17 protein-coding genes are annotated in these 24,426 nt (G+C 40.0%); 10 read left to right on the forward strand and 7 right to left on the reverse strand.

Annotated elements, in window-relative coordinates; genetic code table 11:
• Positions 1–104 precede the first annotated feature (104 nt).
• Positions 105–1,457: an OB-fold nucleic acid binding domain-containing protein gene (locus H6G96_RS24810; protein WP_190914460.1), complete on the reverse strand. Its 1,353-nt coding sequence runs from the start codon at positions 1,455–1,457 to the stop codon at positions 105–107.
• 550 nt (positions 1,458–2,007) lie between these two features.
• Here H6G96_RS24810 and H6G96_RS24815 point away from each other — a divergent pair.
• The gene (locus H6G96_RS24815) at positions 2,008–2,979 is read left to right on the forward strand and encodes a GDSL-type esterase/lipase family protein (RefSeq protein WP_190914462.1); all 972 of its coding nucleotides are present in this window, start codon (positions 2,008–2,010) and stop codon (positions 2,977–2,979) included.
• Between the two features lie 548 nt (positions 2,980–3,527).
• Here H6G96_RS24815 and H6G96_RS24820 read toward each other — a convergent pair.
• Positions 3,528–4,670: a response regulator gene (locus tag H6G96_RS24820; RefSeq protein ID WP_190914464.1), complete on the reverse strand. Its 1,143-nt coding sequence runs from the start codon at positions 4,668–4,670 to the stop codon at positions 3,528–3,530.
• Positions 4,671–6,310: 1,640 nt separating this feature from the next.
• Positions 6,311–6,802, reverse strand: a complete 492-nt coding sequence (locus tag H6G96_RS24830; RefSeq protein WP_190914468.1) for a hypothetical protein — start codon at positions 6,800–6,802, stop codon at positions 6,311–6,313.
• Between the two features lie 1,906 nt (positions 6,803–8,708).
• Between H6G96_RS24830 and H6G96_RS24835 the strand changes: the two genes are divergently transcribed.
• The 5 genes from H6G96_RS24835 (at position 8,709) to H6G96_RS24855 (ending at position 15,120) form a co-directional block, all read left to right on the forward strand.
• Positions 8,709–9,938 carry a sedoheptulose 7-phosphate cyclase gene (locus tag H6G96_RS24835; RefSeq protein WP_190914470.1) on the forward strand — a complete coding sequence of 410 codons (1,230 nt, stop codon included), beginning with the start codon at positions 8,709–8,711 and terminating at the stop codon, positions 9,936–9,938.
• 4 nt (positions 9,939–9,942) lie between these two features.
• Positions 9,943–10,776, forward strand: a complete 834-nt coding sequence (locus H6G96_RS24840) for a class I SAM-dependent methyltransferase (RefSeq protein ID WP_190914472.1) — start codon at positions 9,943–9,945, stop codon at positions 10,774–10,776.
• Between the two features lie 142 nt (positions 10,777–10,918).
• Entirely contained in the window at positions 10,919–11,947 is a 1,029-nt protein-coding gene (locus tag H6G96_RS24845; RefSeq protein WP_190914476.1) for a D-alanine--D-alanine ligase, read from the forward strand.
• A gap of 340 nt (positions 11,948–12,287) precedes the next feature.
• Positions 12,288–13,667, forward strand: coding sequence for an ATP-grasp enzyme (locus H6G96_RS24850; RefSeq protein WP_190914478.1), 1,380 nt, complete (start codon positions 12,288–12,290; stop codon positions 13,665–13,667).
• 124 nt (positions 13,668–13,791) lie between these two features.
• A complete protein-coding gene (locus H6G96_RS24855; protein WP_190914480.1) occupies positions 13,792–15,120 on the forward strand; it encodes an ATP-grasp domain-containing protein in 1,329 nt (442 codons plus the stop codon).
• Positions 15,121–15,342: 222 nt separating this feature from the next.
• Here the strand turns inward: H6G96_RS24855 and H6G96_RS24860 are convergent, their stop codons facing one another.
• On the reverse strand, positions 15,343–17,928 hold the full coding sequence (locus H6G96_RS24860) for an adenylate/guanylate cyclase domain-containing protein (RefSeq protein WP_190914482.1): 2,586 nt from the start codon (positions 17,926–17,928) through the stop codon (positions 15,343–15,345).
• Between the two features lie 821 nt (positions 17,929–18,749).
• Between H6G96_RS24860 and H6G96_RS24865 the strand changes: the two genes are divergently transcribed.
• The gene (locus H6G96_RS24865; RefSeq protein WP_190914484.1) at positions 18,750–19,262 is read left to right on the forward strand and encodes a DUF3122 domain-containing protein; all 513 of its coding nucleotides are present in this window, start codon (positions 18,750–18,752) and stop codon (positions 19,260–19,262) included.
• A gap of 118 nt (positions 19,263–19,380) precedes the next feature.
• Here H6G96_RS24865 and H6G96_RS24870 read toward each other — a convergent pair whose 3' ends face one another.
• Complete coding sequence (locus H6G96_RS24870) at positions 19,381–19,668, reverse strand: hypothetical protein (protein ID WP_190914486.1); 288 nt, start codon at positions 19,666–19,668, stop codon at positions 19,381–19,383.
• A gap of 236 nt (positions 19,669–19,904) precedes the next feature.
• Complete coding sequence (locus tag H6G96_RS24875) at positions 19,905–20,744, reverse strand: prephenate/arogenate dehydrogenase (RefSeq protein ID WP_190914602.1); 840 nt, start codon at positions 20,742–20,744, stop codon at positions 19,905–19,907.
• A 69-nt stretch (positions 20,745–20,813) separates the two neighbouring features.
• Here H6G96_RS24875 and H6G96_RS24880 point away from each other — a divergent pair, with 69 nt between their 5' ends.
• The 3 genes from H6G96_RS24880 to H6G96_RS24890 all read left to right on the forward strand — a co-directional run bounded on the left by H6G96_RS24880 (position 20,814) and on the right by H6G96_RS24890 (position 24,010).
• Positions 20,814–22,388 carry a pentapeptide repeat-containing protein gene (locus tag H6G96_RS24880; protein WP_190914604.1) on the forward strand — a complete coding sequence of 525 codons (1,575 nt, stop codon included), beginning with the start codon at positions 20,814–20,816 and terminating at the stop codon, positions 22,386–22,388.
• Between the two features lie 67 nt (positions 22,389–22,455).
• Positions 22,456–23,049, forward strand: a complete 594-nt coding sequence (locus H6G96_RS24885) for a DUF1517 domain-containing protein (protein WP_190914488.1) — start codon at positions 22,456–22,458, stop codon at positions 23,047–23,049.
• Positions 23,050–23,119: 70 nt separating this feature from the next.
• A complete protein-coding gene (locus tag H6G96_RS24890) occupies positions 23,120–24,010 on the forward strand; it encodes a hypothetical protein (protein ID WP_190914490.1) in 891 nt (296 codons plus the stop codon).
• A gap of 128 nt (positions 24,011–24,138) precedes the next feature.
• Here the strand turns inward: H6G96_RS24890 and H6G96_RS24895 are convergent, their stop codons facing one another.
• Positions 24,139–24,417, reverse strand: coding sequence for a hypothetical protein (locus H6G96_RS24895; protein ID WP_190731150.1), 279 nt, complete (start codon positions 24,415–24,417; stop codon positions 24,139–24,141).
• Positions 24,418–24,426 lie beyond the last annotated feature (9 nt).

Here is a 24,426-nt window from a genome sequence, read left to right on the forward strand (position 1 = left end):
AAACTATTGTAGCCCTAAGTATGTAAGCCAATTTACTGTTGACAATTCAGCACAACTGATATGTAAGCTGCTTTTCAGTATTAGTAAACTTTTCATTTCTGACTTTAGCTGCTAGTCAGCGATTTGATATGAGCAGCAAAACTAGCATTTTGCAAAGCTTGAACGGTTATTCTAGAATCTTGTACGCAAAATTGCCAACCCAAGCGAACAAGTTTCCGAGAATTTTCAGTTTGTATAATTCCGATCACTGGCATTTTTGCCTTCTCTTTGTCTCCTGACTGTTCTTGCAAAATTGTTTTCAAGCGATGTAATTCTTCGATGTTACCTGCTTGCTGGGGATTTAATTCCACCATTACCATTTGTACTGTTTCCACTGGTTCTGCATCTTCAAGAATAAATTGAGTTTGCTCGTCGCGTCGATCTACTTTTCCCCAAATAATTAATCTAGTGTCAACTTGGAGTAGAGAACTAATGCGTTCATAGGTTTTGGGAAAGACTACAGCTTCCGATTGTGTAGTGAGGTCTTCTATTTGCAAAATTGCCATTTGATCGCCTTTTTTAGTAACCACTTTTTTGACGTTATTTAACATGACAACTGCACAAAGCCTTGTTTCTTCTCTTTGCTCTCCCAGTTGCGAAAGGTTAATAGGAGTCAAAAGTGGTGCTATTTGCCGTAACGATTTCAGAGGATGATCTGATACATAAAAGCCTAATAATTCCTTCTCCATCTGCAACTTTTTTTGTGGCGGCAAATCCATTACAGGTTTAGATTTGGGAGCAGTTTCAAAGGCATTATTTGCTCTTTTATTGGGATTAGAAGAAAATCCGTCGCCTAATAAATCTAAGAGATTTCCTTGACCGCTAGCTCTGTCTTTAGCGCGAGATTGTGCCCAATCATACACTAATTCTAAGTCGTTAATTAACTGTTGACGGTTGGGTTCAATTTTGTCAAATGCTCCACAGTAGATTAGCGATTCCAGAGTCCGGCGATTAACAGCACGTAAATCTACGCGATCGCAAAAATCAGCAAGGGATTTAAACTCTCCTGTCTCATTCCTGGCCTCCAAAATACAAGCGATCGCATTCTGTCCCACGTTACGCACCGCCGAAAATCCAAACAGAATCTTTCCTGCTGTTGGCGTAAAATCAATACCAGAACGGTTAATATCTGGCGGATCTATGGAAATACCCATATTTGTACAGTTAGTAATATATCTCTGTACTTTATCGGTATCGCCACTGTTAGCCGTTAACAGTGCCGCCATATATTCCAATGGGTAATTAGCTTTTAAATATGCTGTTTGATAAGTTACATAACCATAGGCAGTCGAATGGGATTTATTGAAACAATTAGAAGCTATTAAGCCATTTTTGATCGCAAAATTATGGTCATGCTCAACCCCAATATCATAGACATTTTGTTTGCCTAAATATTTGCGCGTGACTATTTTGATCATCCTACCCTACTCCCTAAAAAATTTTTGCGAATTTTTTTTGCCAAATTATTTAATTGATAAAATGATGACAATTGTAACTTTAGTAATATTATAATAAAGAATTATATCACTAGAAAAGGCTGCTATAGTCTTAGACCGAATTAGCAAAGTATATCAAAATTTTGTTAAACCATTAAATAAACAGTTAACAGCATTATAATTGCTGTTTTAAAGCTTATTAAACACGTTCCAATACATATTAATCCGCTTAGTCAGATGCCCGGGTAGTGGGGAAGAAGCAGAGGATCTGTTAGGGACTTCCAAATCAAAAAATTTTAATAGCAGGGGGCAGGAGGGAGGGTTTCCAGCTTTTATTGACAATAAAAATGGTGCAACTTGTAGGCGCAACGGTTTAGTGAAGTTTAGAAATTGAATAATTTATTTTTTGGAGTTCTCTTAGCTGGGGACGAGAAGTTTGACCTTATGTGCCCCGCCTCTGTGCCTCTTTCCAATGCCCAATGTGTCAGTTACTATCGTTGAAAAGTAACTCAGTATTAGAGGGTGTGGGTAGGTGAAAGTGACGCTAATCGTAATTTTGGCGGTGGTTGTGGGATTGTTTGTGGTAATCGAGATCGGGCTGCGATCGCTTTTTGGCTTTGGTAATCCTTTGATTTACATTGGTGATGAGCAGATTGGTTATTTATTAGCTCCTAGTCAGCGTACCCGTCGTTTTGGTAATCGCATTGAAATTAATGAGTATTCTATGCGAGGTAGTCCGATTAAAAAGACACCTACACCTTCTGGACTGCGAATTTTACTATTAGGGGATTCTATTGCTAATGGTGGCTGGTGGACAGATCAGACTAATACAATATCCAGCATGATGATGCGTTCTCTGGCATCATCCACTAATAGTAATTATCAGGAAGTAGAAGTGCTAAATGCTTCAGCTAACTCTTGGGGGCCAAGGAACGAGTTAGCTTATTTAGAGAAGTTTAGCAATTTCAACTCGCAAGCAGTAGTGTTATTAATTAATACCGATGATTTGTTTGCTACTCCTCCCACTTCTTTACCGGTAGGACGCGATCGCAACTATCCCGATAGTAAACCTCCCCTAGCATTGGTGGAAGTGTGGCAACGTTATATCGCCAAGCAACAGCCAATTCCCGAAATGAAAGCAGTGCAAAATGAAGCAGGCGATCGCATAGGGATTAATCTGGAGGCGATCGGCAAAATTCAAGCCCTGACTCGCCAAACCAACAGCCAATTTTTACTAGTCATGACTCCCTTACTGCGAGAAGTTGGCGAACCAGGTTCTCGCGATTACGAAATTAAAGCACGCCAGCGCTTGAACGATTTTACTAAAGCACAACAAATTAACTATATAGACTTTTTACCGATCTTCAATTCAACTACCAACCCACAAGCCTTGTATCACGACCACATTCACCTCAACTTACAAGGTAATAAATTTGTCAGTGAAGTTATGGAGCGATCGCTTTTAGAAATATTAGGGGAGATACCACTTTCTCAGAGCTACTAAAGTAGTCTATTCTACCCAAAAAAAGTTCGTAGGGAGCGATTTATGCTTCAAACGATTAAATAACACTCAGTAGCAACTTAGGCGTATTTGGCTTAGTTCTATAGGCATCAGCACCTTGGTTTTTTGTCCATAAGCGGTGAGTTGCCTGATTTTTGCTACCAAAAATTACAATAGGTACTTGTTGATTAGTCGAATTTGTTTTAATGAAGCGACACAATTCAAATCCACTGATTTACAGTATTCCTACATCAGTAATAATTGGATCTATCTTTACTTTTAATATTATTTATATAGCTGATCTTGCACTAGTACAGGACGGCGGAAATAAGCAGACCATTGAAAAGCCATCAACAGCTTATTCCATAATACTTTTGACTTTTGCCTTGCGGTACTAGTTGCATTAATAATATTATAATACAATGACTAATTAATTCTGATTTACCCAGACAATCTTATCTAACTAAAATGGTAGCCATTTAGGTAATACTCAACCTTAAATGTCCAAAAAATATGTTGAGTTTTGTGGAGTTATTTCTTATATTAGAAAATTAAACAATATGTTGGAAGATTACTTTTAGTAAATCTCCTTGAGTAAAAGGCTTAGTTAAATAGCCTGATGCTCTTACTATCTTAGCTTTAGCTCTATCTAAAAATCCTACTTTTCCTGACACCATAATCACAGGTGTATTTTTAAAATTTGAGTGTTTACGCAGTAAAGAGCAGAGTTCGTATCCATCTAAATTAGGCATTGAGATATCCAACAAAATGATGTCGGGTTTAGTATGAACAATCTGCATTAAAGCTTTTAAAGAATCGGTGACTCCCACAAAAGAAAATGTTTGTTCATCTAGATAACTCCTAATAGTATCCAATACCGTCGGGCTATCATCAATACAAAAGATTGTGTAAATTTTTTTTTCAACAGAAGATTGGGTGATTCGCTGACCCTTATGTTCATTAGTATTAATAGAATAAACTGGTGGTTTATAGCCGTTTCTTATAGACGACTTCGATGTAGTTTTGGCATTAGGCTTCAGCTCATTTATTTTGAACAATTGTGAGGGGTGTGATTGAGAAGCTCTTGATGTTTGACGATAAGCTGCTTCTCTACGTTCGCGTAGCGTGTCGCAAACAGAGACTTCTTTTTCAGAGACGCTAATGCCAACGCTTTGGGGTGTTTGACATCGTTCAACTAGTAAGCGGAGATTCAGATGACAAAACTTTGGCATATCATCTAGAAAGCTTTCAGGAATAAATTCATAACTCCCCTCGTCTAAGTTCAGAAATGACTCCAGAATTTCTAGCGCCAATTCCTCTATCAGTATCGCCGCTTGAAATGGACTGATATATTTCTGATTGACTAGCCAACAAATAGCCAGATAATCTGGGTTGGGTATTGCCTGATTTTCAATACCAGTTTCAAATATCGCCCGCAACTGCTCGTGGATTCCGTGAGGGATGGTGGAAATTTGCTGACTCAAGCGTTGCAAATTTCTGTAAAGCGGCTCAAACATTTTCTCTGAGTAGCAGGCATAAATTAGTTTCCCCTCATCCACATATATTGACCAAGAGCCTGATTTGCTAAACACCTGCAAACAACCCGTAACCGACTTACCAGTGATTTTTTTCAACAGAGATAAAGGCTGGAGCTTTTGGAAAAATCTGTATCTACTAATGGGAAGTGTCTTCATTGGAATGGCTCTGAAATAAAATTAACATTTGTAGGTAAAATTAGTGAATTATCTTTTCAGAATTCACCACGACTTTGTTGAAAGTACTATTCAGATAAATATAACGGTCACATTTGAGTTAGTACAGAGATTCCCACCCCCCAACTCTTAATTCACCAATCTCTGTTAAGCTATAAAGCACCAATTACAACTAAACCAATCCATGTTCTTGCCCAATAGCAAAATTGCCCGACTAGTTGCCAGGATATAGTATTTCAAAAATTAGATTGGTTTTCTGTATCTTTCGCTAATCTAGCTAATCTAACAGTAACTCAAGTGCCAGGCACAGACCATTGGCTCTCGCCCATCAGTCACAAAAGGATCATCGTTATCCGTATTTAGCAGCCTAAAATTGTAGATACTTTAGTTTTCTTGCCTAAGTTGTTTTGCGCCTGATGCTAAAGTCAAAAGCGACCAAAACTTATTGTGACGTAGACCGAAACGCCTCTCCCGTCAAGGCTTTTGAGCATTAAGTCCGCGCTGACAGACTATGTTTTTATTGCTGACTTTTTATTCTTACCTAAAAAACCTCACTTCCATTCCTTTTTCCTGCTTTTGAGAGGTACAAGGGCTGTGGGCAAGGAGTTTAGTTTCACGTTGATATTTTCATATAGCGCGAAAAGTCAGTTTTTTGTAGCCATGATGAAAGCCGTCGGGTACTTTTCCAAAAAGTTTATTCTGGATAGCAACTTCTTCAAAAAGTAAGTATAATTAAACACTAAATATTAAAAAACTTCAATGCCTTACTTAGGTTTGTGATTGCAGAGCAATTCTTAGAGTTGGGATTGGGCAAAATTTTCACTTGCACAAGAACAATGGTAACCTCCGACCAAGGATGAGTTAGCTGGTAATTGCCGCCATGATGGTGTGTGGTGAGATGCACAGGCAACGAGATCAGCAGAATGGAATCTCTTCATAATTAGTGGAAACGGGTTCTAATGCTGTGTGGAGCTGCTGTGTGGAGCTAAATAGTCATCCTGCACAATTTAGAGTGACAAATTCAAGAACTTACAGCGAAATTCTTGATTGGTAATACATACCTGCAAAATAGCTCTTTTCAGCTAGATGGTAGATAACAAGTAAGTAACCACTAAAATTCAGATTACTATAATTTTCAAAAAAAGTTAGCAAAAACATATAAACTTCATGATAAATCAGTAAAGGAAACATGAAAACTAATTAATATTATCTTTCAGTATTTATTTGCTCGGATATCCGGAAAGGCTGATAATGTACAGTAAAAGATAATTTTGTATATTTATTAAATTACACTTATAAAGAAGTGAATCATTTTATAGTATCAATCTGCCCGAAAAATCTCAAGTTTTAAAAATCACAAATATAAATATAACATTGTCCGCCTAAGCGTAGTTCGCACTTCTGTACGTTCCCTGCGGGATGCTACGCAAACGCACAGCGTGTCGCAGACAGAGGCTGCGCGTAGCTTCCCCGTAGGGGTACGGCAAAGCTCAGTAACCACTGTAGACATCGCATTTATTAACCCATAACCTGTATGTAGCAAAAAAACGCAAAGAAATTCTTTGCGTCTTTGACGTGAGATTTAAAAGTGGACATTCTCACCGTTATAGTTCTCCATCTACTTAAAACTGCTCCCGCCAGCACCAGCTTAAAAGTGTGCCACCAGCCACCAGCTTAACTATTTCCAGTACCCAATAACTGCCGTGTAGTAAATTCATTGTCGATGGAATAGCAGTAGCAGCTTCAAATAGGTTGAGTTGAACTCCTATAGCGCACATCTGCGGAGTTAAGAAATAGGTGTCAAGCATAGCTATTGTTAGCAGCAATACTGATAAAACAATACTGCCAATTCGCCAGTGATATCGGGTTTTGCTCAAAGCTAGTGCCCCAGTCAGAACGACAGCAGCAGATAATAATTCCATCCGATTGAAATTCCAAAAAATCGTATAGCCTGCTGTCGTAAAACCAGCTTGGCTCATCATGCCGGAAAGATAAAGGCTAGGCATAATTACCCAGTCTAAAACTAAACTAGCACTGAGCCAAAAGCCCAAAGTCAATATGATAGCGGTTTGCCAAATTGGTCGTTTGAATTCAAGGCTAGAAATAGCAGTCATAAAATAATTGCGTATGTTGTATTTCTTAGTTTGTAACTTCACCAGCAGTTTGACAAGAAATATCAACTAACCTTTACAAAGCGATCGCTCTTACATTATTAACTCAATCCCAAGATTTTTTAACTTGGATTGAGAAATATTAAGATATTTTAAAAGTAATTTAAATAAATTTTCCCTGTTAGAAATACTCAATTTTTTATATCGAAAGTAACTAAGCGATCGCGGCAACTATAATGATGAATTATAGGTTGAAGTTTAAATTGATACAGAGACAGATTAGCAAAATCCTTAATTTGTTACAGCCTTCTGCCTTCTGAAGCATCCACTGTAACTTTAGTAAGTCGGCAAGAAAATTTCAATATATGTAAACTAAATTGTTTAAAACCCCTAAATTTATTTATGGGGTTTACCAACTGTACCTCCAGCATAACTGCCTCCTGCCTTCTCATGTTGGTTTTCAAAAGTTTGTGGTTTACTGAACATTGTCTGTTTTATACGCAGACATGAGTAATAGGCTGTTAAGCATAGTAAGAAAACACATTAAAATCGCAGGGGGGCAGTTCTTGCTGGGAGCAAGGGAGAGGGTTTGCAGCTTTTATCACCATGAAAATGGTGCAATTTAAATGACGATTAGCTTACCAAGTTGTCTTTGCTCGTGTTATTTGCTTAAGAGTCAGTTTAGTAGAGATTTTGATTCTAAACAAGACTAATTTTGGCAGCCCCCTATAGTATCAGGTTCAAATAAGTCAATTCCATCTTCTGTATAAAATATCTATCTTTAGGCATACTTTCTTAAAAAAGTATTGTTATCCAGTACACTTCGTTTGGTGGATTGACTTAAATGTATTTACATATGTTATGATTTTTATTGTTCTAATGTTATGATTTGTGTTGTAATTTTAATTTACCAAATGGGAGATTATTTGCTTAATTAGGCTGAAATAGCTTATTTTAGAACTTTAAAGGCAATTCAAGCAAACTTAGAAACTTTTAAAACACAACTGTTCCTTAAATAAAGTTAAAGTTTTGTTACTCATAACTCAGATATTTTTTAAATTCTGAATTTTTAGGAGTTACCAAGGTAGGTATCTTCAATACTGAGCAGTAACTTGATTAAATGAAAAAAGACTTTTACTGCCACTCTGAAATAAATAGAGTGTAGTAATTCATATTTGTTTTTAACCATTTTATGGTTTGAGACTAATGCTAAAAAACAGTTAGCTGAGAATTAATCATGCCTGTAATCTCAAATGTTTACTAAGATGGGACTTTTGCAAAATCTAATGGTTGAAGGTTGATAGAGACAAACATAATGGAGTTAATAAAAGTTCAGATAAACTTCCTAAAAGTAAAGTCCACTGTTATTCTGAAGTAAATAGAATATAGCGAGTTTAGTGATATAAGGTTTGAGACTAATGCTAAAAAACAGCGAACTTACAATTAATCAGGGTTCTAATCTGAAATTTAAGCTTGGAGATCAACGATACAATCAGTTTTTTAGGCGAGAATTTTTGCGGAATCGTACAGTTGGAAAGCCACTAAAAATTAAACAAACATAGTGGAATAAATCTCAATTAAGATGAATTTTCCTCTCACTAAAGTCAATAATCCCAAAAGTAAAGAATGCAAATATTATGGAAAAGTCTTGCTAGTGGGAGTAGTTGACTACTTTAGAGGCTATCTTAAATTAGAGATTAGCCCACCTACAGAATTTACTCCAATGAATGGTGTTGTTTAATAACATTGCCAGTCATAAATATAAGTAAGCTTTTTTATTGAAAGCTCATTTAATGATCTCTTTAATCACAAACGATAAAGAGCATTATTTCCTGCTGGCATACATTAGGGTAAATCTGAATTATTACCGAAATCTCACAATTTTTTAATTGGAATAAGGTCAACACACATGAATAAAGTTCAAGCATCATTTGAAGCTACAGAATCTGCATTTCACGTGCAAGGTTACGAAAAAATCGATTTTAGTCTTGTCTATGTGAACGGTGCATTTGATATTCAAAACAGAGAAATAGCAGATAGCTATGCAAAATTTGGTCGCTGTCTGACTGTAATTGATGCCAATGTCCATGAACTTTATGGCGATCAGATCAGGTCATATTTTAGACACTATGACATTGAACTGACAGTATTTCCGATCATGATTACAGAGCCAGCTAAAACCCTGGCAACGTTTGAAAAAATTGTTGACGCTTTTTCGGATTTTGGCTTAGTTCGTAAAGAACCAGTCTTAGTTGTCGGTGGTGGTCTGGTTACTGATGTGGCTGGGTTTGCTTGTGCTTCTTACCGTCGCAAGAGCAACTATATCCGCATTCCTACCACGTTGATTGGTTTGATTGATGCAGGTGTAGCGATTAAGGTAGCAGTTAATCATCGCAAGTTGAAAAATCGTTTGGGAGCATATCATGCACCTTTGAAAGTGATCCTGGATTTCTCATTTTTGAAAACTTTGCCAACGTCTCAAGTTCGGAATGGGATGGCAGAGTTGGTGAAAATTGCTGTAGTGTCTAACTCGGAAGTCTTTGAACTGCTATACGAATATGGCGAAGAACTGCTTTCCACTCACTTTGGACATATGAATGCTACACCGGAAATTAAAGAGATTGCCCATAAAGTCAACTACGAGGCAATCAAAACCATGTTGGAGTTAGAGACTCCTAACTTGCATGAACTAGACCTCGATCGCGTCATCGCTTACGGTCACACTTGGAGTCCTACCCTAGAATTAGCACCTCAGATACCTCTATATCATGGTCATGCGGTCAATATAGATATGGCTTTGTCTGCAACCATTGCAGCACAACGGGGCTATATTTCAACAGGAGAGCGCGATCGCATCCTAGACTTGATGAGTCGTATCGGTTTATCACTTGATCATCCTCTACTAGATGGAGATTTGCTCTGGGATGCTACCCAGTCTATAAGCTTGACACGAGATGGCAAACAACGCGCAGCCATGCCTTGTCCAATTGGTGAGTGCTTCTTTGCCAATGATCTGACTCGTGAAGAACTTGATGCTGCCCTAGCTGAACACAAACGTCTTTGTGCTAAATACCCTCGTGGCGGGAAAGGTGTTGACGCATACATTGAAAGTCAAGAAGCCAAGCTAGTAGGGGTGTGAAAATATGACGAGTGTTTTAGGACGAGAAACAGCTAGGCCGATAACGCCACACAGTATTTTAGTAGCCCAGCTACAGCAAACCCTCAAATTAGCAGAAGAGAACAACATTCCTGTAGAGATATTAAATTCTTTGCGGCAGGGAGTTCAATTAGCGGCGGGTTTAGATCCCTACTTGCATGATTACACCACCCCCGAATCGAGCGCATTGACAGCATTGGCGCAAAAAACAAGCATTGAAGACTGGAGCAAGCGCTTCAGTGATGGTGAAACAGTGCGTCAACTAGAGCAAGAGATGCTCTCAGGACATCTTGAAGGACAGACATTGAAAATGTTTGTTCACATGACTAAGGCAAAGCGCATTCTAGAAGTAGGAATGTTCACAGGGTATTCAGCCTTAGCAATGGCAGAAGCATTACCAAGTGATGGGCAACTTATAGGTTGCGAAGTAGATCCCTATGTTGCTCAATTTGCTGTTCGTTGCTTTAGTGAGTCTCCCCACGGCGACAAAATCGTTGTGGAAGTAGCACCAGCCCTAGAAACACTCTACAAGCTGGCTGCGAGAAAAGAAGCATTTGATCTGATCTTCATTGATGCGGATAAAAAAGAGTATGTATTGTACTTCCAGACCATTTTGGATAGTAACTTACTGGCTCCCGACGGCTTAATCTGTGTAGATAACACTTTGTTGCAGGGACAAGTTTACCTACCACCTGAACAGCGTACCGCCAACGGTGAAGCGATCGCTCAGTTCAACCGTATTGTTGCCGCCGATCCTCGTGTAGAGCAAGTTATCTTACCCATCCGAGATGGTATAACCCTGATTAGACGCGTTGTGTAATCGAGAGATAAGCAGAAAAGTCTGAGCCTTGGCTCAGACTTGAAAAGAATAATTTTTCGCTTGCTTCCTCATCTCCCCTGAAGCTATTTTTTTGCGATCGCAGTTGTTGTATAAAATACAACGGTATTTAGGAATATGAATCATGCCAGTACTTCGCATCCTTCATTTAGTTGGATCTGCATACAATCATTTTTACTGTGAGTTGTCACGCAAATACGCCCAAATCTGTCTGGTAGAGACAGCAAATCCATCGCTTTATGACTTTCAGATTGCATACATCACACCTGATCAGCAGTGGCGATTTCCTTGCTCCCTCAGTCCAGATGATATTGCTGTCGCCAAACCCATGCCTCTGTTAGACGCTATACAGTTTATAACAGCGCAAAACATTGACCTTATATTGCCACAAATGTTTTGTATCCCTGGAGTGACTCACTACCGCGCACTATTCGACCTGCTTAAGATCCCTTACATAGGCAATACTCCGGATGTCATGGCAATAACGGCCCACAAAGCCAGAACCAAAGCAATTGTCGCAGCAGCAGGGGTCAAAGTGCCTTTTGGAGAACTGCTTCGCCAAGGAGACGTGCCGACAATTAAACCTCCCGCAGTCGTCAAACCCGCAACTGCCGACAACTCTTTAGGGGTGTCGTTAGTTAAAGAGGTTACTGACTATGACGTTGCCCTGAAGAAAGCATTTGAACATGCTTCGGAGGTCATCGTAGAAGAATTTATTGAACTAGGTCGAGAAGTCAGATGCGGCATCATTGTCAAAGATGGGGATCTAGTCGCTTTACCCCTTCAAGAGTATCTGGTAGACCCTCACGAGAAACCCATCCGCACCTATACTGAGAAATTCCCAAAACCGGATGATGGCAACTTGCGTTTAACCGCTAAAGATCATGTCAAATACTGGATTGTAGATCCTAATGACCCCATCACCCAAAAGGTTCAGCAAGAAGCGAAGAAGTGTCATTTGGCTTTGGGCTGTCGCCATTATAGTTTATTTGACTTCCGCATCGACCCAAAGGGAGAACCTTGGTTCTTAGAAGCCGGGTTGTATTGTATTTTTGCCCACAAAAGTGTGATTACCCATACGGCGAAAGCCGCGGGAATTCCTTTAAATGAGTTATTTAGGACGGCGATCAATGAAGCGTTGGGCAAGATTTGATGACCGGCAAATCACCTTTTTCGCTTTCTTCTGACTTGGAATAGCACAAGGTCTTCGCTAGCGACAAGTAATAGAACTTTAATATACACCCTTGCTACAAAATAAAAATAGAGCGATCGCCTAAAAATCTAATGACTTCAAGTGCGTATACAACACCTATTTGTACTCCAGGCAATCTCCATCTAAAAAATAAAGAATAAATATTCTATATTTAGTAAAAAAATAGAGACGATGCGGAAAGAAGTCACTAGCAGTTTATTTCCCCATCTCAGTGATTATTTACTGCTCTTGAAGAATTTTATTGAGTTAATCAAGTATATATCATGTCACAATTACAACTATGAGGGAGCAGATTTTTGCCATATTCCAAAACTTGGGCACACTTGCATTACTAGCGATCGCATTTCCCTTTAACTGTAGCGTCGTACTTGCATCGCTGCTGTGGAATTTTTTCAGCAGCTCGTATGTCAAGCAAGTGGTATCGAACGAGAATCCTAAAAATATCTTGATCGGTGGTGGTAGAATGACCAAAACCCTTCAGCTAGCACGCTCATTTCACGCTGCTGGGCATCGAGTCATTTTATTTGATCTCGACAAATACTGGTTCAGTGGTTATCGATTTTCTAACTCTGTGGCTGCCTTTTACACAGTTCCTGACTCGCAAGAAGACCTGGAAGGTTATACTCAAGCCGTGCGTGCGATCGCCAAAAAAGAAAACATAGATTTTTTTGTCCCGGTAGGTATTTTTGCTGCCAGCTACTTCGACTCCGAGCGCAAACCAGTATTATCAGGCTATTGCGAGAATTTCCACTTCGATGCTGATACGATGAAGATGCTGGATAACAAGTTTACCTTTGCAGAAATTGCCCGCTCACTGTCGTTATCTGTCCCGAAAACCTTCCTAATTACAGATCCCGAACAAGTTCTTAAATTCGACTTTGCCAACGAAAAGCGCAAGTACATTCTCAAAAGTATTGTCTATGACTCTGTTTTACGCTTGGATTTGACCAAGCTACCAATGGAATCTTACGAAAAAATGGCGCTTCATGTTAAAAGTAAGCCAATTAGTAAAGATAACCCTTGGATATTGCAAGAGTTTATTCCCGGTACAGAATATTGTACTCACGATACAGTGAGAAATGGTGCATTAACGGTACATTGCTGCTGTAAATCATCTGCTTTTCAAGTCAATTACGAAAACTTTGAACACCCAGAAATTAAAGAGTGGGTAAGTCATTTTGTCAAAGAACTACAACTGACTGGACAACTTTGTTTTGACTTCATTCAGGCGGAAGATGGAACGATTTATGCGATCGAGTGCAACGCTCGCGCTCACTCTGCAATCACAATGTATTACAACCATCCTGGTTTAGCGGATGCCTATCTTAATAAAGAGCCTCCGGCTGAACCTTTGCAACCCCTGAGTAATAGTAAGCCTACTTATTGGCTTTATCACGAACTTTGGAGACTTAATGAAATTAGATCGTTAAAGCAGTTACAAAAGTGGTTTAAAAATATTTGGCGAGGAAAGGATGCAATCTTTGAAGTTAACGATCCACTACCGTTTTTAATGGTACATCATTGGCACATTCCTTTGCTATTACTCGATAGTTTGCGCTCTTTACGAACTTGGGTGAGGATTGATTTCAATATCGGCAAACTCATACAGTTCGGAGAAGACATAAAATATGGCAATACCTCTGTAACCCCTAAGTTATAGTCAGCCTAGTTATTGGGTTGAACACGAATAGAGACTTAATCAAATTAGCTCGTTAAAGCAGTTGCAATTGTTTAAAAATATTTGACGAGGAAAAAATACAATCTTTGATGTCACAATTATAACTATGAGAAAGAATATTTTTGTAGTGTTCCAAAACTTGGGCACTATTGTATTACTAGCGATCACATTTCCCTTAAACTGTATCGTCGTCTTAACATCGCTACTGTGGAGCTTTCTTAAGCAACCATTTAATAAGTCAATTGATGTCAACCCCAATTCCAAAAATATCTTGATTGCTGGCGCTAGAATGACTAAAACTCTTCAGCTAGCGCGTTCATTTCATGCTGCTGGACATCGGGTTATTATAATTGACATTGAGAAATTCTGGCCAAGTGGTAATAAATATTCCAACTCAGTTGCAGGCTTTTATACTGTTCCCGATCCCAGCAAAGACTTAGAAGGCTACGTTGAAACCCTACACGCGATCGCTAAAACAGAAAAGATCGACTTTTTTATCCCGGTAGCGATTTTTTCCGTTATTCACTACGATCAAGGCAAGCCACCATTACCAGACTGTGTAGAGTTTTTCCACTTCGATGCTGATGTCACGAAGATTCTAGATGACAAATTTGCCTTTGCCGAAACAGCGCGATCGTTCGGTTTATCTGTCCCCAAATCCTTCAAAATTACCGATCCCGAACAAGTTCTCAATTTCGACTTTTCTCAGGAGAAGCGCAAATACATTCTTAAAAGCATCCCCTACGATCAAGTGCGTCGCTTGAATCTCACCAAGCTACCTTGCGATACAAAATCAGAAACAGCAGCATTTGTCAAGAGTCTGCCCATCAGTGAGGAGAACCCCTGGATTATGCAGGAATTCATCCCTGGAAAGGAATACTGCACTCACACTACCGCGCGAGATGGAGAGTCAAGAATGTACTGCTGCTGTGAGTCATCCGCCTTTCAAGTCAACTACGAAAACGTTGATCAGCGAGAAATTATGCAATGGGCGAGTCATTTTACCAAAGAATTAGGAAAAACCGGGCAACTTTCCTTTGACTTCATCCAGGCAGAAGACGGAACTGTTTACGCGATTGAGTGTAACCCCCGGACTCACTCAGCCATTACTATGTTTTACAATCATCCAGGAGTAGCGGATGCCTATCTTGGTAAAGAGCCTCTGGCTGAATCTTTGCAGCCTCTTAGTGATAGTAAGCCAACTTATTGGCTGTACCACGAAGTTTGGCGGCTGAATGAGATTAGATCGTTTAAGCAACTGCAAACCTGGGTAAGAAACATCAGGCGGGGCAAAGAAGCAATTTTTGAGGTGAATGATCCCTTACCTTTCTTGATGGTACATCACTGGCAGATTCCCTTACTCATTCTCGACAATTTACGAAGACTCAAAGGTTGGATAAGAATAGATTTTAATATGGGCGAGCTTATAGATTGATACCAATCCGCTTCTAAAAGTCGGTGGGGCAGTTAACCTTTTTTTAATTAAAAGTTAAAAATTAAAAATTGAGAATAATAATAATTTTTAATTAATTTGGGGTACAAGCTCCCACCCTTTGGGAATTAAAAATGTAAAATTAAAAATAATTCTTTAATTTTTAATTATCAATTTTTAATTGGAGCATTCGCGCAGCGTCTCGTAGAGAAGCAACTTGACCAGTTATTTTTCCTGAAACGTCCAGACTCCTTCATCCCAATCTGAATCTGTTGGGGGTGATTGTAACCAATGCTGACAACGCAACAGATGCAACATAGCAGCTTTGTCATGGCTATCTGCTGCCAAAACTTTGGCAAACTCGGCTCTAGCAAGGGAAAACTGGCGATTGAGGTAATACTCGCGTCCTTTGTGATAATGCTCAATCACTTGCAATTTTTCGCTTTCAATAGGATTGGAACGCAAACCTAGTAATTCATATATGGCTACTGGCTCATTTCTACCTTTGACACGAATGTAATCGAGTTCCCTAGCCCAAATATGATCTTGGCATGGTTTAAAAGTGTTATGGCTAATAATAATATCGCAACCATACTGTTTACTAACGCTTTCTAGTCTAGAACCAAGATTAACGCCATCACCAATGGCAGTAAATTCCATCCGCTTGCTAGAGCCAATATTCCCACTGATCACGGTATCAGAATTAATGCCAATGCCGATCTTGATTCCAAGCTTATTATCTGCATAACGACGTTGATTAAATTCGTGCAGGCGATGGCGCATTTCTAAGGATGTTTGCACTGCCATCCAAGCGTGTTCTTCCAAAGGTAGGGGAGAACCAAACACAGCCATAATCGCATCGCCAATGTATTTATCAAGGGTGCCTTTATGTTTAAAGACTGCCTCCACCATCGATTCAAAATATTCATTGAGCATACTCACCACTTCTTCTGCTTCCAAGTTTTCTGTCAAAGTGGTGTAGCCGCGAATATCGGAAAATAAAATCGAAACTTCTTTGCGATCGCCTCCTAGTTTGGCATCATCCAATTTCAGCAATTCTTCAGCTAATTCCTGAGTCATGTAGCGGTACATTGTACTCTTGAGCCGCTTTTCATCACTGATATCTTCCATCACTACCAGCGCCCCACGGACTTGTTCTTGGTCGCTAGCATCAGCTATTGTGTTAATCGATAAATTGATACTGTGCTGTTCTGTACCAGTGGTTAGGAGTGTACGATCGGGGTAATACTGCTGGCGGCCTTTTAAGTCGGCTGCATGTAAAGCATCCTGATACCACTTGCTAAAGTCGCCTTCTTTGATGCCGATTGCATCAGTAACTAATTTGCCTTCTAAACGTTCTTCTGGCTCCAGCCCTAGCAAACGTTTGGCACTTTCATTGGCGGCGATAATTAACCCGGCTTTATCAGTGGAAACTACTCCATTGGAAAGACTACGCAGAATGTCCCGTTGCATTTGTTCTTGTTGCTTAACTGTGGCAAACAACTGAGCATTTTGCAGGGCTACTCCCGCTTGAATATTAAAAGCTTCCATGAATTCTTCATCGTTGCGGTCAAAGCTAGCTTGGAAGCAGTCAGGAGCTTTGGGCCAATCGGCTGGATTATAAGGTGGAAAATCTCCAGTTTTCTTTTTATTTACGAGTTGGGTAACGCCAATCAGTTGTTGATCGACGTTAAACACTGGCATACAAAGCAAGCTACAGGTGCGATAGCCATTTTGCTGGTCTAGTCGTTGGGCTGTCTCTGAGTCAGGATCGTAGTACAAGTCAAAAGCAATATTCAGTTTCTTGCCAGAAACCGCTACTAGACCAGCAAAGCCTTTACCTACGGGAACTCGCAACTCTTTAGTTGAACCATCATCCTGGGTGATTTTCGTCCACAATTCATGGCGATCGCGGTCTATTAACCATAATGTACTGCGATCAGCATTCATCAGTTCCTTGGCTTCATCCATCACCCGCTTTAATGTGTCTTCTAAGTCGAGACTGCTTTGAGATAAAGACTTGATCGCCTTCATCAGCGCCGCCACTGCTCTTTGTTTTTGGGTGGCGACATAAAAAGAGCGCGAGGATTCTAAAATCAGGCGAATCGAAGGGGCAAATTCTTGAAATAATTGTTCGTCAGCACAGATAAAACCTTTAGTATCAATGCGCTCTGCAAGTGGAGTATCGGGATTATTCGCAGATTTTAATTTATTCAGTAATTGTACTACTGCAACTAATTGCCCATGTTCATTTAACAATGGCAAAGCCAGCATGGTGTAGGTGCGATAGCCAGTTCTTTTTTCTTGTTCTTGGGCAAAATGCGATCGCGGATCGTTATAAAAATCAAAGGGAATATTAATAACTTGCTTGAAGGTGGCGACTTCCCCAGCAATGCCTTTATTTGCGGGGATGCGAATTTCTAAAGAGCGATCGCCCTCCCCCTCAGCTAGAATTGACCAGAGTTCTTGTTTTTCCTCATCCAACAAAAATATTGTCGTCCGGTCTGCCCCCAGTAATTCGCCGGTTTTCAAGGTTATCGAATGCAACATTTCTTGCAGAAGAGTTTCAAAACCCTGAGAATCCAGCATTGATAGGGTTTGATGGACAATCTGTAATTTTTGCTCGACATCCTTAACAACCTGTTTAAAAGTATCTTGAGTCAGGGGAGCAAGAAACGTGGAAAAAGATCCTTGTCTGGTAGCAAGAGCACCTACAGGAGCAGAATTTGCTTGTAATTCGCGCTTTTCTTGGTTGTGAACACCAATAATCAAATCGGCGGTCTCCCCACAACTTCCTTGATACACTGACATAATCGATATTTATATAGCAGGATGAGATTTTAGATGTAACAATGAAATTAAATTTAGGTAAGTGGTGCTAAAAGCAACACTTGCTTGATATTATCCATAGTTTAATCGCTTGTTTAGCTAGCGTCATCCTGTGGAGAAAGGTAGAAGTCGATTTCCAGCAAGTTTGGTGTGACCAGAGTAGAGATGCAGTGATACTCCAAACTCGTGCTATTGTTTACAGACAAGTCTTATAGGATTGCCCCACAGGCTTTTATCCCTCCAAGCTAAACTAGTAGTTAGAGCGATCGCTTGAATTGTGCCGCCTTGCTCTGGTTCCAAACTTCTCACCCGGCAATTGAAAGTCTTTCTACCGGGAGCGAATACCTCATTGCAGAGGTAAAAATTTATGGCTCTGCTAAACTTGCGTTGATAAATTAACACCAATAAACGGCTAAAACAATTGATATAACAAGGTTTGTCTAAAATAAATCAAAGATTTAATAAAAATATGCTTTGTTCTTCTTGAACCCTTACTATATAAGCATTTAACCCGATATCAAGTATTATTTTTTTATAACTAGTCTGGGAGAGCCAAATTTATTTACCCATGAGTGCTTGATACACATCTATTCCACAGAGATATAAACATGAAGAAACTTTGGCGTTGCTGAATTGAAGTATGAAATTAAAAAATCAAAGATTTCAAACTCTTACTCTCTCAGACTTTGCGCCTCTGCATGAGATAAATTCATACTCTTAATCAGCAACGCCGAAACTTTAGCTACAGCAGCCTCTCCCTCCACTACCACGATTATCATTCTTATGCAGATTTATTTCGTCACATGAAGCGAAAATTCCAACAATATTTTTGGCGTTGTGCCCTAGTTGTATTTCTAGCGTTAACTGTATGTGGATGGAGTGTACAGCCAGTACAAGCAATGCTGCGTCAACACCATGATTCTCCTGATGTCTTACGCTACCACTCACAAGTATCTATCAAGGATGAAAAAGGATATGCTTGGCAAGTGCTACTGTTCAAACAGAATTACAGCAGTCCGGTAAAAGACTTACGGTTGCGCTTAGTTGCTTTTCCGGGTGTTGTTGAAATTGCTCACACCCAACCATTATTGATTGAGACAGCAGCAGGAAAATTACTGAATGCATCAGATGCATATGCTTTAACTGCACCCGTCCCTAATGTAGGCGAATATAACTTAACTGATATCTTGCCTAAATTACCAACAACTGATGCACTCAAAGTCTATGTGCCACTCTCTAGTGGACAGCAATTGGTTCTCAACATATCTAATACTGTAGTCACTGAGTGGCAATGGCTAGTTACAGAAATTGAGTAAAAACATTAAATATCAAAATAACCCAATGGTGATGTGGGCTATGATAACTGCCTTCAAGACAGAAATCCTAGTTTTCATACGCTTGCGACTTCCCACATCACACGCAGCACTTGTAATGTTACTCTTGAGGCTCCTCAGAGGTAGGTTCTGATTCGGTTTCAAGTTCTTCTGTTTGGACTTTGACTGGAGGTTTAACAGGTTTTGGGCCACGTGCTAGAGCAGGATTCCCCTGTTGTCTGTTTTCTTCCCCATATGATGCTTTTTTTCCTTTGTCAGACGAGCGATTACGAGGTTTTGAGCTTTTGGGGTTGGATTCAATAGGAGGTATAGAATCCGTATTTTCGGAATTGTTGTCAGCGCTTCCTTGGGACTGACGTTCCGATTTCTTGATTGGGCGTTCTACCATTGTTTATTTTTGTAAATTTATCTGTATAGTACATCAGTTTGGTGATTATAAAACTGTTGAGTAGCATTTTGTAAAGGTTTTGCTGTCAAAATTACTGAATGGCTATATTTATTGATTTAACCAGAAGCATCCACCCGACTTGATCAACAAGCTCAAAAAGCATTCATAACCAATAAGCAATGAACTTACCAAATGTTTAAATGGGTGCGTTATTAATAACGTAACGCACCCTAAAACTAATCAACAAAATCAGGTCGTGCTTTCCCTGTTAATTTCAACTTTTGCTCTAAAACTGCCCAATCTTCTTGCTCAATTAAGTTAGTCAACTCATCGAGATTGTGACGATACTGTTGCAGCGATCGCAGCAGTGCCTGACGATTATACCGTGCCATCATCACACCCAACTCTGGATTCCCACCACCTACACGACTGGTATCCCGAAAGCCTGAACTAGCTAACTTTTGAGCTAATTCCAAAACATCGGGGTCAGTTTCACTCAAACAAGCAGCAATCAACGAGGAACTGACCATTACAGGTAAATGAGAAATCCAACTAACAGCGCGGTCATGTTGCTCAGGTTGACAATAGTAGATATTAGCCCCAAGCGATCGCACAATTTCTTCCACAACCGTAATTGCACTAGTTGGTGTTGTATTTATTGGTGTCAGCACATAAGGTTTATCAACAAATAAATCTCGCTGTGCAGCTTCTATGCCACTGTCTGTCCTTCCCGCCATTGGGTGACCGCCGATAAAATTATCCCAGAGGGGAGAAATTGCCTTAACTATCTCTGCTTTCGCCGATCCCACATCAGTTATGACAGTAGCAGCAGACAAATGAGCGATCATCTGCTCAAATTGGGGCACAATAAGCGCTAGAGGTGTACAAATAAATACAACCTCTGCGGCTGCCAACAGGCTCAGATCAACGGATGCTTGATCAACACTGCCGAGAGCAACTGCTTTTTGACATGTGGCTTCACGGCGACTGACTCCTAAGATATGATGTCCTTGCGATCGCAAATCAAAACCCAAAGATCCGCCTATCAGTCCCAGTCCTAAAATCCCAATATTCATTTTTGATTTTGACATTCCGTTTTTATGACTTTACCAACTATTAAAGTTGGCATCCAAGGGGTAGCATCAATGACTGTAGAGGAATTACTGGAACAATACGCAGCAGGAGTCTTAAACTTTAATGGTGTTGACCTTGCAGAAGCTAACCTGAGTGGGGCCAAACTCAGTGGGGTGAATCTTAGCAATGCTAATTTGAGTATAGTCAACCTGAGCGGCGCGAATCTGAGTGAAGCTAACTTGAGCAATGCCAAGCTGAATGTAGCAAGACTAAGTGGCGCGAATTTATGTAGCGCCATCTTGAACAACGCTAGTCTCAACGTCGCTAATTTGATTCGAGCGGATCTAGGTCGCGCTCAACTTAGAGGAGCTTTATTGATTCGTGCCGAGTTAATTCGTGCTGACCTTAGTCGCGCCGACCTGTTGGAGGCTAATCTCACCAGCGCCGATCTGCGAGAAGCAACACTCCGCCAAGCGAATCTCCGCCACGCTAACTTGAGTGAGGCTGTCTTAAAAGGCGCTTCTTTAACGGGAGCCAACTTGGAGATGGCTAACTTAAATGCTAGTGACCTCAGTCGTTGTGACTTGAGCGGTGCAAACTTGCGAGACACCGAACTCAGACAAGCGAATCTCAGCCATACTAACTTGAGCGGAGCAGATTTGAGTGGAGCGAATCTCCGGTGGGCAGATTTGAGCGGTGCAAATCTTCGGTGGGCAGATTTGAGCGGCGCAAAGTTGAGCGGAGCTAATTTAAGTGGCGCAGATTTAAGCAATGCCAATTTAACGAATACAATTTTCATCCACGCAAATTTAACTCAGGTCAAATTAATTAGGGCGGAATGGATTGGTGCTGATTTAACAGGGGCAACTTTAACAGGAGCAAAGCTTTATGCTACCTCCAGATTTGGTTTAAAAACCGAAGGTATGATTTGTGAATGGGTTGATCTTAGCCCCGCAGGCGATCGCTCCATTATCCAAAACTTCCATGCCGAAGACTCACGAGATTTTTTTAACGAAACACCGCCAACAATCAGAATTATTGTTGATGCCGCCCTAGAACACGAAGCCAATTTTGCTCTTGCTGGTGCTTATTATCAAATTGCTCAGGAATACCGGGGGCTGAAACAACCCCCAAGCATGGAAAGTGGGCGTCGTCGAACTGTTTTCACATTTCATCTAGATAGTGATGAAGCATTATTTTCTACTGCTTACATTGTGATTCTTCCCTTTCTAGATGCGGTATCTACCCAAAAGAATATTTCCAGAATGGTGGAAATGATTAACAATGAAGTTGTTGCAAACCAAAATTTAAAATCGCTAAAATCACCCCAGAGCGTGAAAGAATTAAATATTCTTATAGAGCAAGCGATGAGTCAGGCTACAACAATTAAACAGATGAAAAAAAATATCGAAGTAGCTGCAAAATTAAATTTTTGTAAAGCGCCAACCCAAATAATTTTAACGAATTCCAGCGCCCACACTTTGATTGCCCATGACAATCCTCATTTTGGAAAAAGATTTATTAATCGCTCTGCTCTCAATGCTCCAGCTTATGATGATAACTCTAGTGAAGCAACAAAATATATATTACCATCGTTGAATATGGTTATGGATTTTGTCAAAGGATTTCACAATATTAGTTATTAGTTATGGGATATTAGATATTATTTATAAAACTAATTACTAATGAAAAAAATGAAATTTGGAGGAAAGAATGCGCGATAGCTTTAATAGAATGATTGGTCGAACTCGCTATGTAGTCTTTCGCCTATTTCTGCACTTAGGGGGAGGTGAAGTAGCACCAATTTTGGGAGTATTAAATAGTGCAGGACGAGATGCGATCGATGCCGATGGTGATTTAGAAGTTTTGGGAGAAGGATTAGTAGAAATTAGCCAAACCTTACTGCAATACGATGAATATTGGCTTTCTGCTGCTAACGAAGGTGACGTATTTTTTGATGAAGGCGAGGCAGGAGATTACGTGAATGAATTATTTACTGACTCTGCCCAAAGATATCTCAGTGAACCAGATTATAGTTCTGGCTCTGGATTGAATGAACCTTTATCTATACCTGTAACCCGCAATGTCATTGTGATGCTTACAGTAGCTTATGAAGGAGAAGTACCAGAGCTAGAAACTGATCTTTCTAACGTTCAAGCACTGAAAGAAGGATTGAAAGCATTGATAAATTTGCATTATAAACATAGATTGAAAGCAATCCAAGTACATTTCTCGCCAGCACAATTAGGCGATGAACTCACTAGCGACCAACTGTTGCAATATTATCCAGAATTGATTCCTTTGTAATCTGTTGGGTAGTCCGTACTTACTACTCATATCGAGAAATTGTTAAGCTTGGAGATAGGACAATAATCCAATGATCATGACCATAGTGCGTAAATTTACAGCCGTTTTTTTAGCTATGAGTTTGTGCCTGACAACAGTAGCCTGTGGGGGAGGAGAGCAAAATACCACTACCCCTCCAGCTAAGAACGTTAGCCAAACTTCTCCTAACACCAAGCTGAGTGACGGAGAGTATCAAATACAGCAAGCTACATACGACGATGCAACTGGTGAATACAGCTTGTTTTTGCTTAACAATAATCCCCCAACCTTTGCAACCGAAAATTTGCAAATGGCACGGTTAACTGATGATGAAATCAAGCAGGGCAAGAAAACCTATCTGAAGGTAGAAAATGGACAACCTATTTTATATCTTACGGAAGACTTTAAAATCGAGTACGTCCACAATGTTACCGAGAATAAAGTCAATCCTCAAACAGGACAACAAGAGACGGTTGTAGTCCGTCGAGAAAATAGCTTCTGGGCACCATTTGCTGGGTCTGTGGCTGGTAGCTTGGCGGGTCAGGCAATTGGTAGTATGTTGTTTAGACCTCAGTATTATGTACCCCCTGTCTATCAATCAGGTCAAGGATTGACTGGTTTTGGTGGATATGGCGGAAGCTATGGCCAAGCAGTTCAAAGCTATCAAACTCGCTACAATACACAACCTGCAGCCGTGAGAAATCGCACTGCGTTCCGCAATACAGGGACAATTAGAAGGTCATATCCTGGTAATTCAACTGTACGCAATGCACCGCGTAGCACTACTGGTAATAACCGTCCTTCTGGTTCTGGTTTTGGTGGTAGCACGTTGCGACCCTCTGGCAGAGCCACTTCACCCAGACGTAATTCTGGTAGTGGTTTTGGTAGTGGACGTAGTTCAGCACCCCGCCGCTCAACTGGTTTCGGCAGCAGACGGCGTTAGGATATTTCAAATTAATAAATAGACTGCCTAAGAAGTGAAGGTAGTGTGTTGCATAAAGAAGTCGGAGGCTAACAAGTTAACCCTCCGGCTTCTATTTTTGTATGCAATTGGTGACGGTTAATTATGAATTATTCAGTAAAATAGTATGAAATACTAAATACAAATATTGCTAATAGAACAGGAACCATTTTATTAAAGTCTATTTGCTTTTTTTGAACCATTTCTAAACAAGCCATTGGAATCATTAAAGGCCAGAAGATAGTTGTGACCAAAAACATTACAACCGATAAAAATTTGTCTTCTGGAGTGGAAGCAGGATGACGTAGGGAGAATATTAACCAATTTATTAAAAAATAACATGTCATTAACAGGTAACCAATAGTTAAAGTCAGTTGTATCTGATTCATTGTAAGTAC

Source organism: Nostoc sp. FACHB-892, assembly GCF_014698795.1.
Lineage (GTDB): Bacteria > Cyanobacteriota > Cyanobacteriia > Cyanobacteriales > Nostocaceae > Nostoc.

Excerpts from the sequence above, each read along its gene's own strand:
- H6G96_RS24870 (WP_190914486.1), bottom strand. The coding sequence starts at position 19,668 with ATGGTAGAACGCCCAATCAAGAAATCGGAACGTCAGTCCCAAGGAAGC.
- H6G96_RS24845 (WP_190914476.1), top strand. The coding sequence starts at position 10,919 with ATGCCAGTACTTCGCATCCTTCATTTAGTTGGATCTGCATACAATCAT.
- H6G96_RS24820 (WP_190914464.1), bottom strand. The coding sequence starts at position 4,670 with ATGAAGACACTTCCCATTAGTAGATACAGATTTTTCCAAAAGCTCCAG.
- H6G96_RS24830 (WP_190914468.1), bottom strand. The coding sequence starts at position 6,802 with ATGACTGCTATTTCTAGCCTTGAATTCAAACGACCAATTTGGCAAACC.
- H6G96_RS24810 (WP_190914460.1), bottom strand. The coding sequence starts at position 1,457 with ATGATCAAAATAGTCACGCGCAAATATTTAGGCAAACAAAATGTCTAT.
- H6G96_RS24835 (WP_190914470.1), top strand. The coding sequence starts at position 8,709 with ATGAATAAAGTTCAAGCATCATTTGAAGCTACAGAATCTGCATTTCAC.
- H6G96_RS24880 (WP_190914604.1), top strand. The coding sequence starts at position 20,814 with ATGACTGTAGAGGAATTACTGGAACAATACGCAGCAGGAGTCTTAAAC.
- H6G96_RS24890 (WP_190914490.1), top strand. The coding sequence starts at position 23,120 with ATGATCATGACCATAGTGCGTAAATTTACAGCCGTTTTTTTAGCTATG.
- H6G96_RS24860 (WP_190914482.1), bottom strand. The coding sequence starts at position 17,928 with ATGTCAGTGTATCAAGGAAGTTGTGGGGAGACCGCCGATTTGATTATT.
- H6G96_RS24885 (WP_190914488.1), top strand. The coding sequence starts at position 22,456 with ATGCGCGATAGCTTTAATAGAATGATTGGTCGAACTCGCTATGTAGTC.
- H6G96_RS24895 (WP_190731150.1), bottom strand. The coding sequence starts at position 24,417 with ATGAATCAGATACAACTGACTTTAACTATTGGTTACCTGTTAATGACA.
- H6G96_RS24875 (WP_190914602.1), bottom strand. The coding sequence starts at position 20,744 with ATGAATATTGGGATTTTAGGACTGGGACTGATAGGCGGATCTTTGGGT.
- H6G96_RS24840 (WP_190914472.1), top strand. The coding sequence starts at position 9,943 with ATGACGAGTGTTTTAGGACGAGAAACAGCTAGGCCGATAACGCCACAC.
- H6G96_RS24865 (WP_190914484.1), top strand. The coding sequence starts at position 18,750 with ATGAAGCGAAAATTCCAACAATATTTTTGGCGTTGTGCCCTAGTTGTA.
- H6G96_RS24855 (WP_190914480.1), top strand. The coding sequence starts at position 13,792 with ATGAGAAAGAATATTTTTGTAGTGTTCCAAAACTTGGGCACTATTGTA.
- H6G96_RS24850 (WP_190914478.1), top strand. The coding sequence starts at position 12,288 with ATGAGGGAGCAGATTTTTGCCATATTCCAAAACTTGGGCACACTTGCA.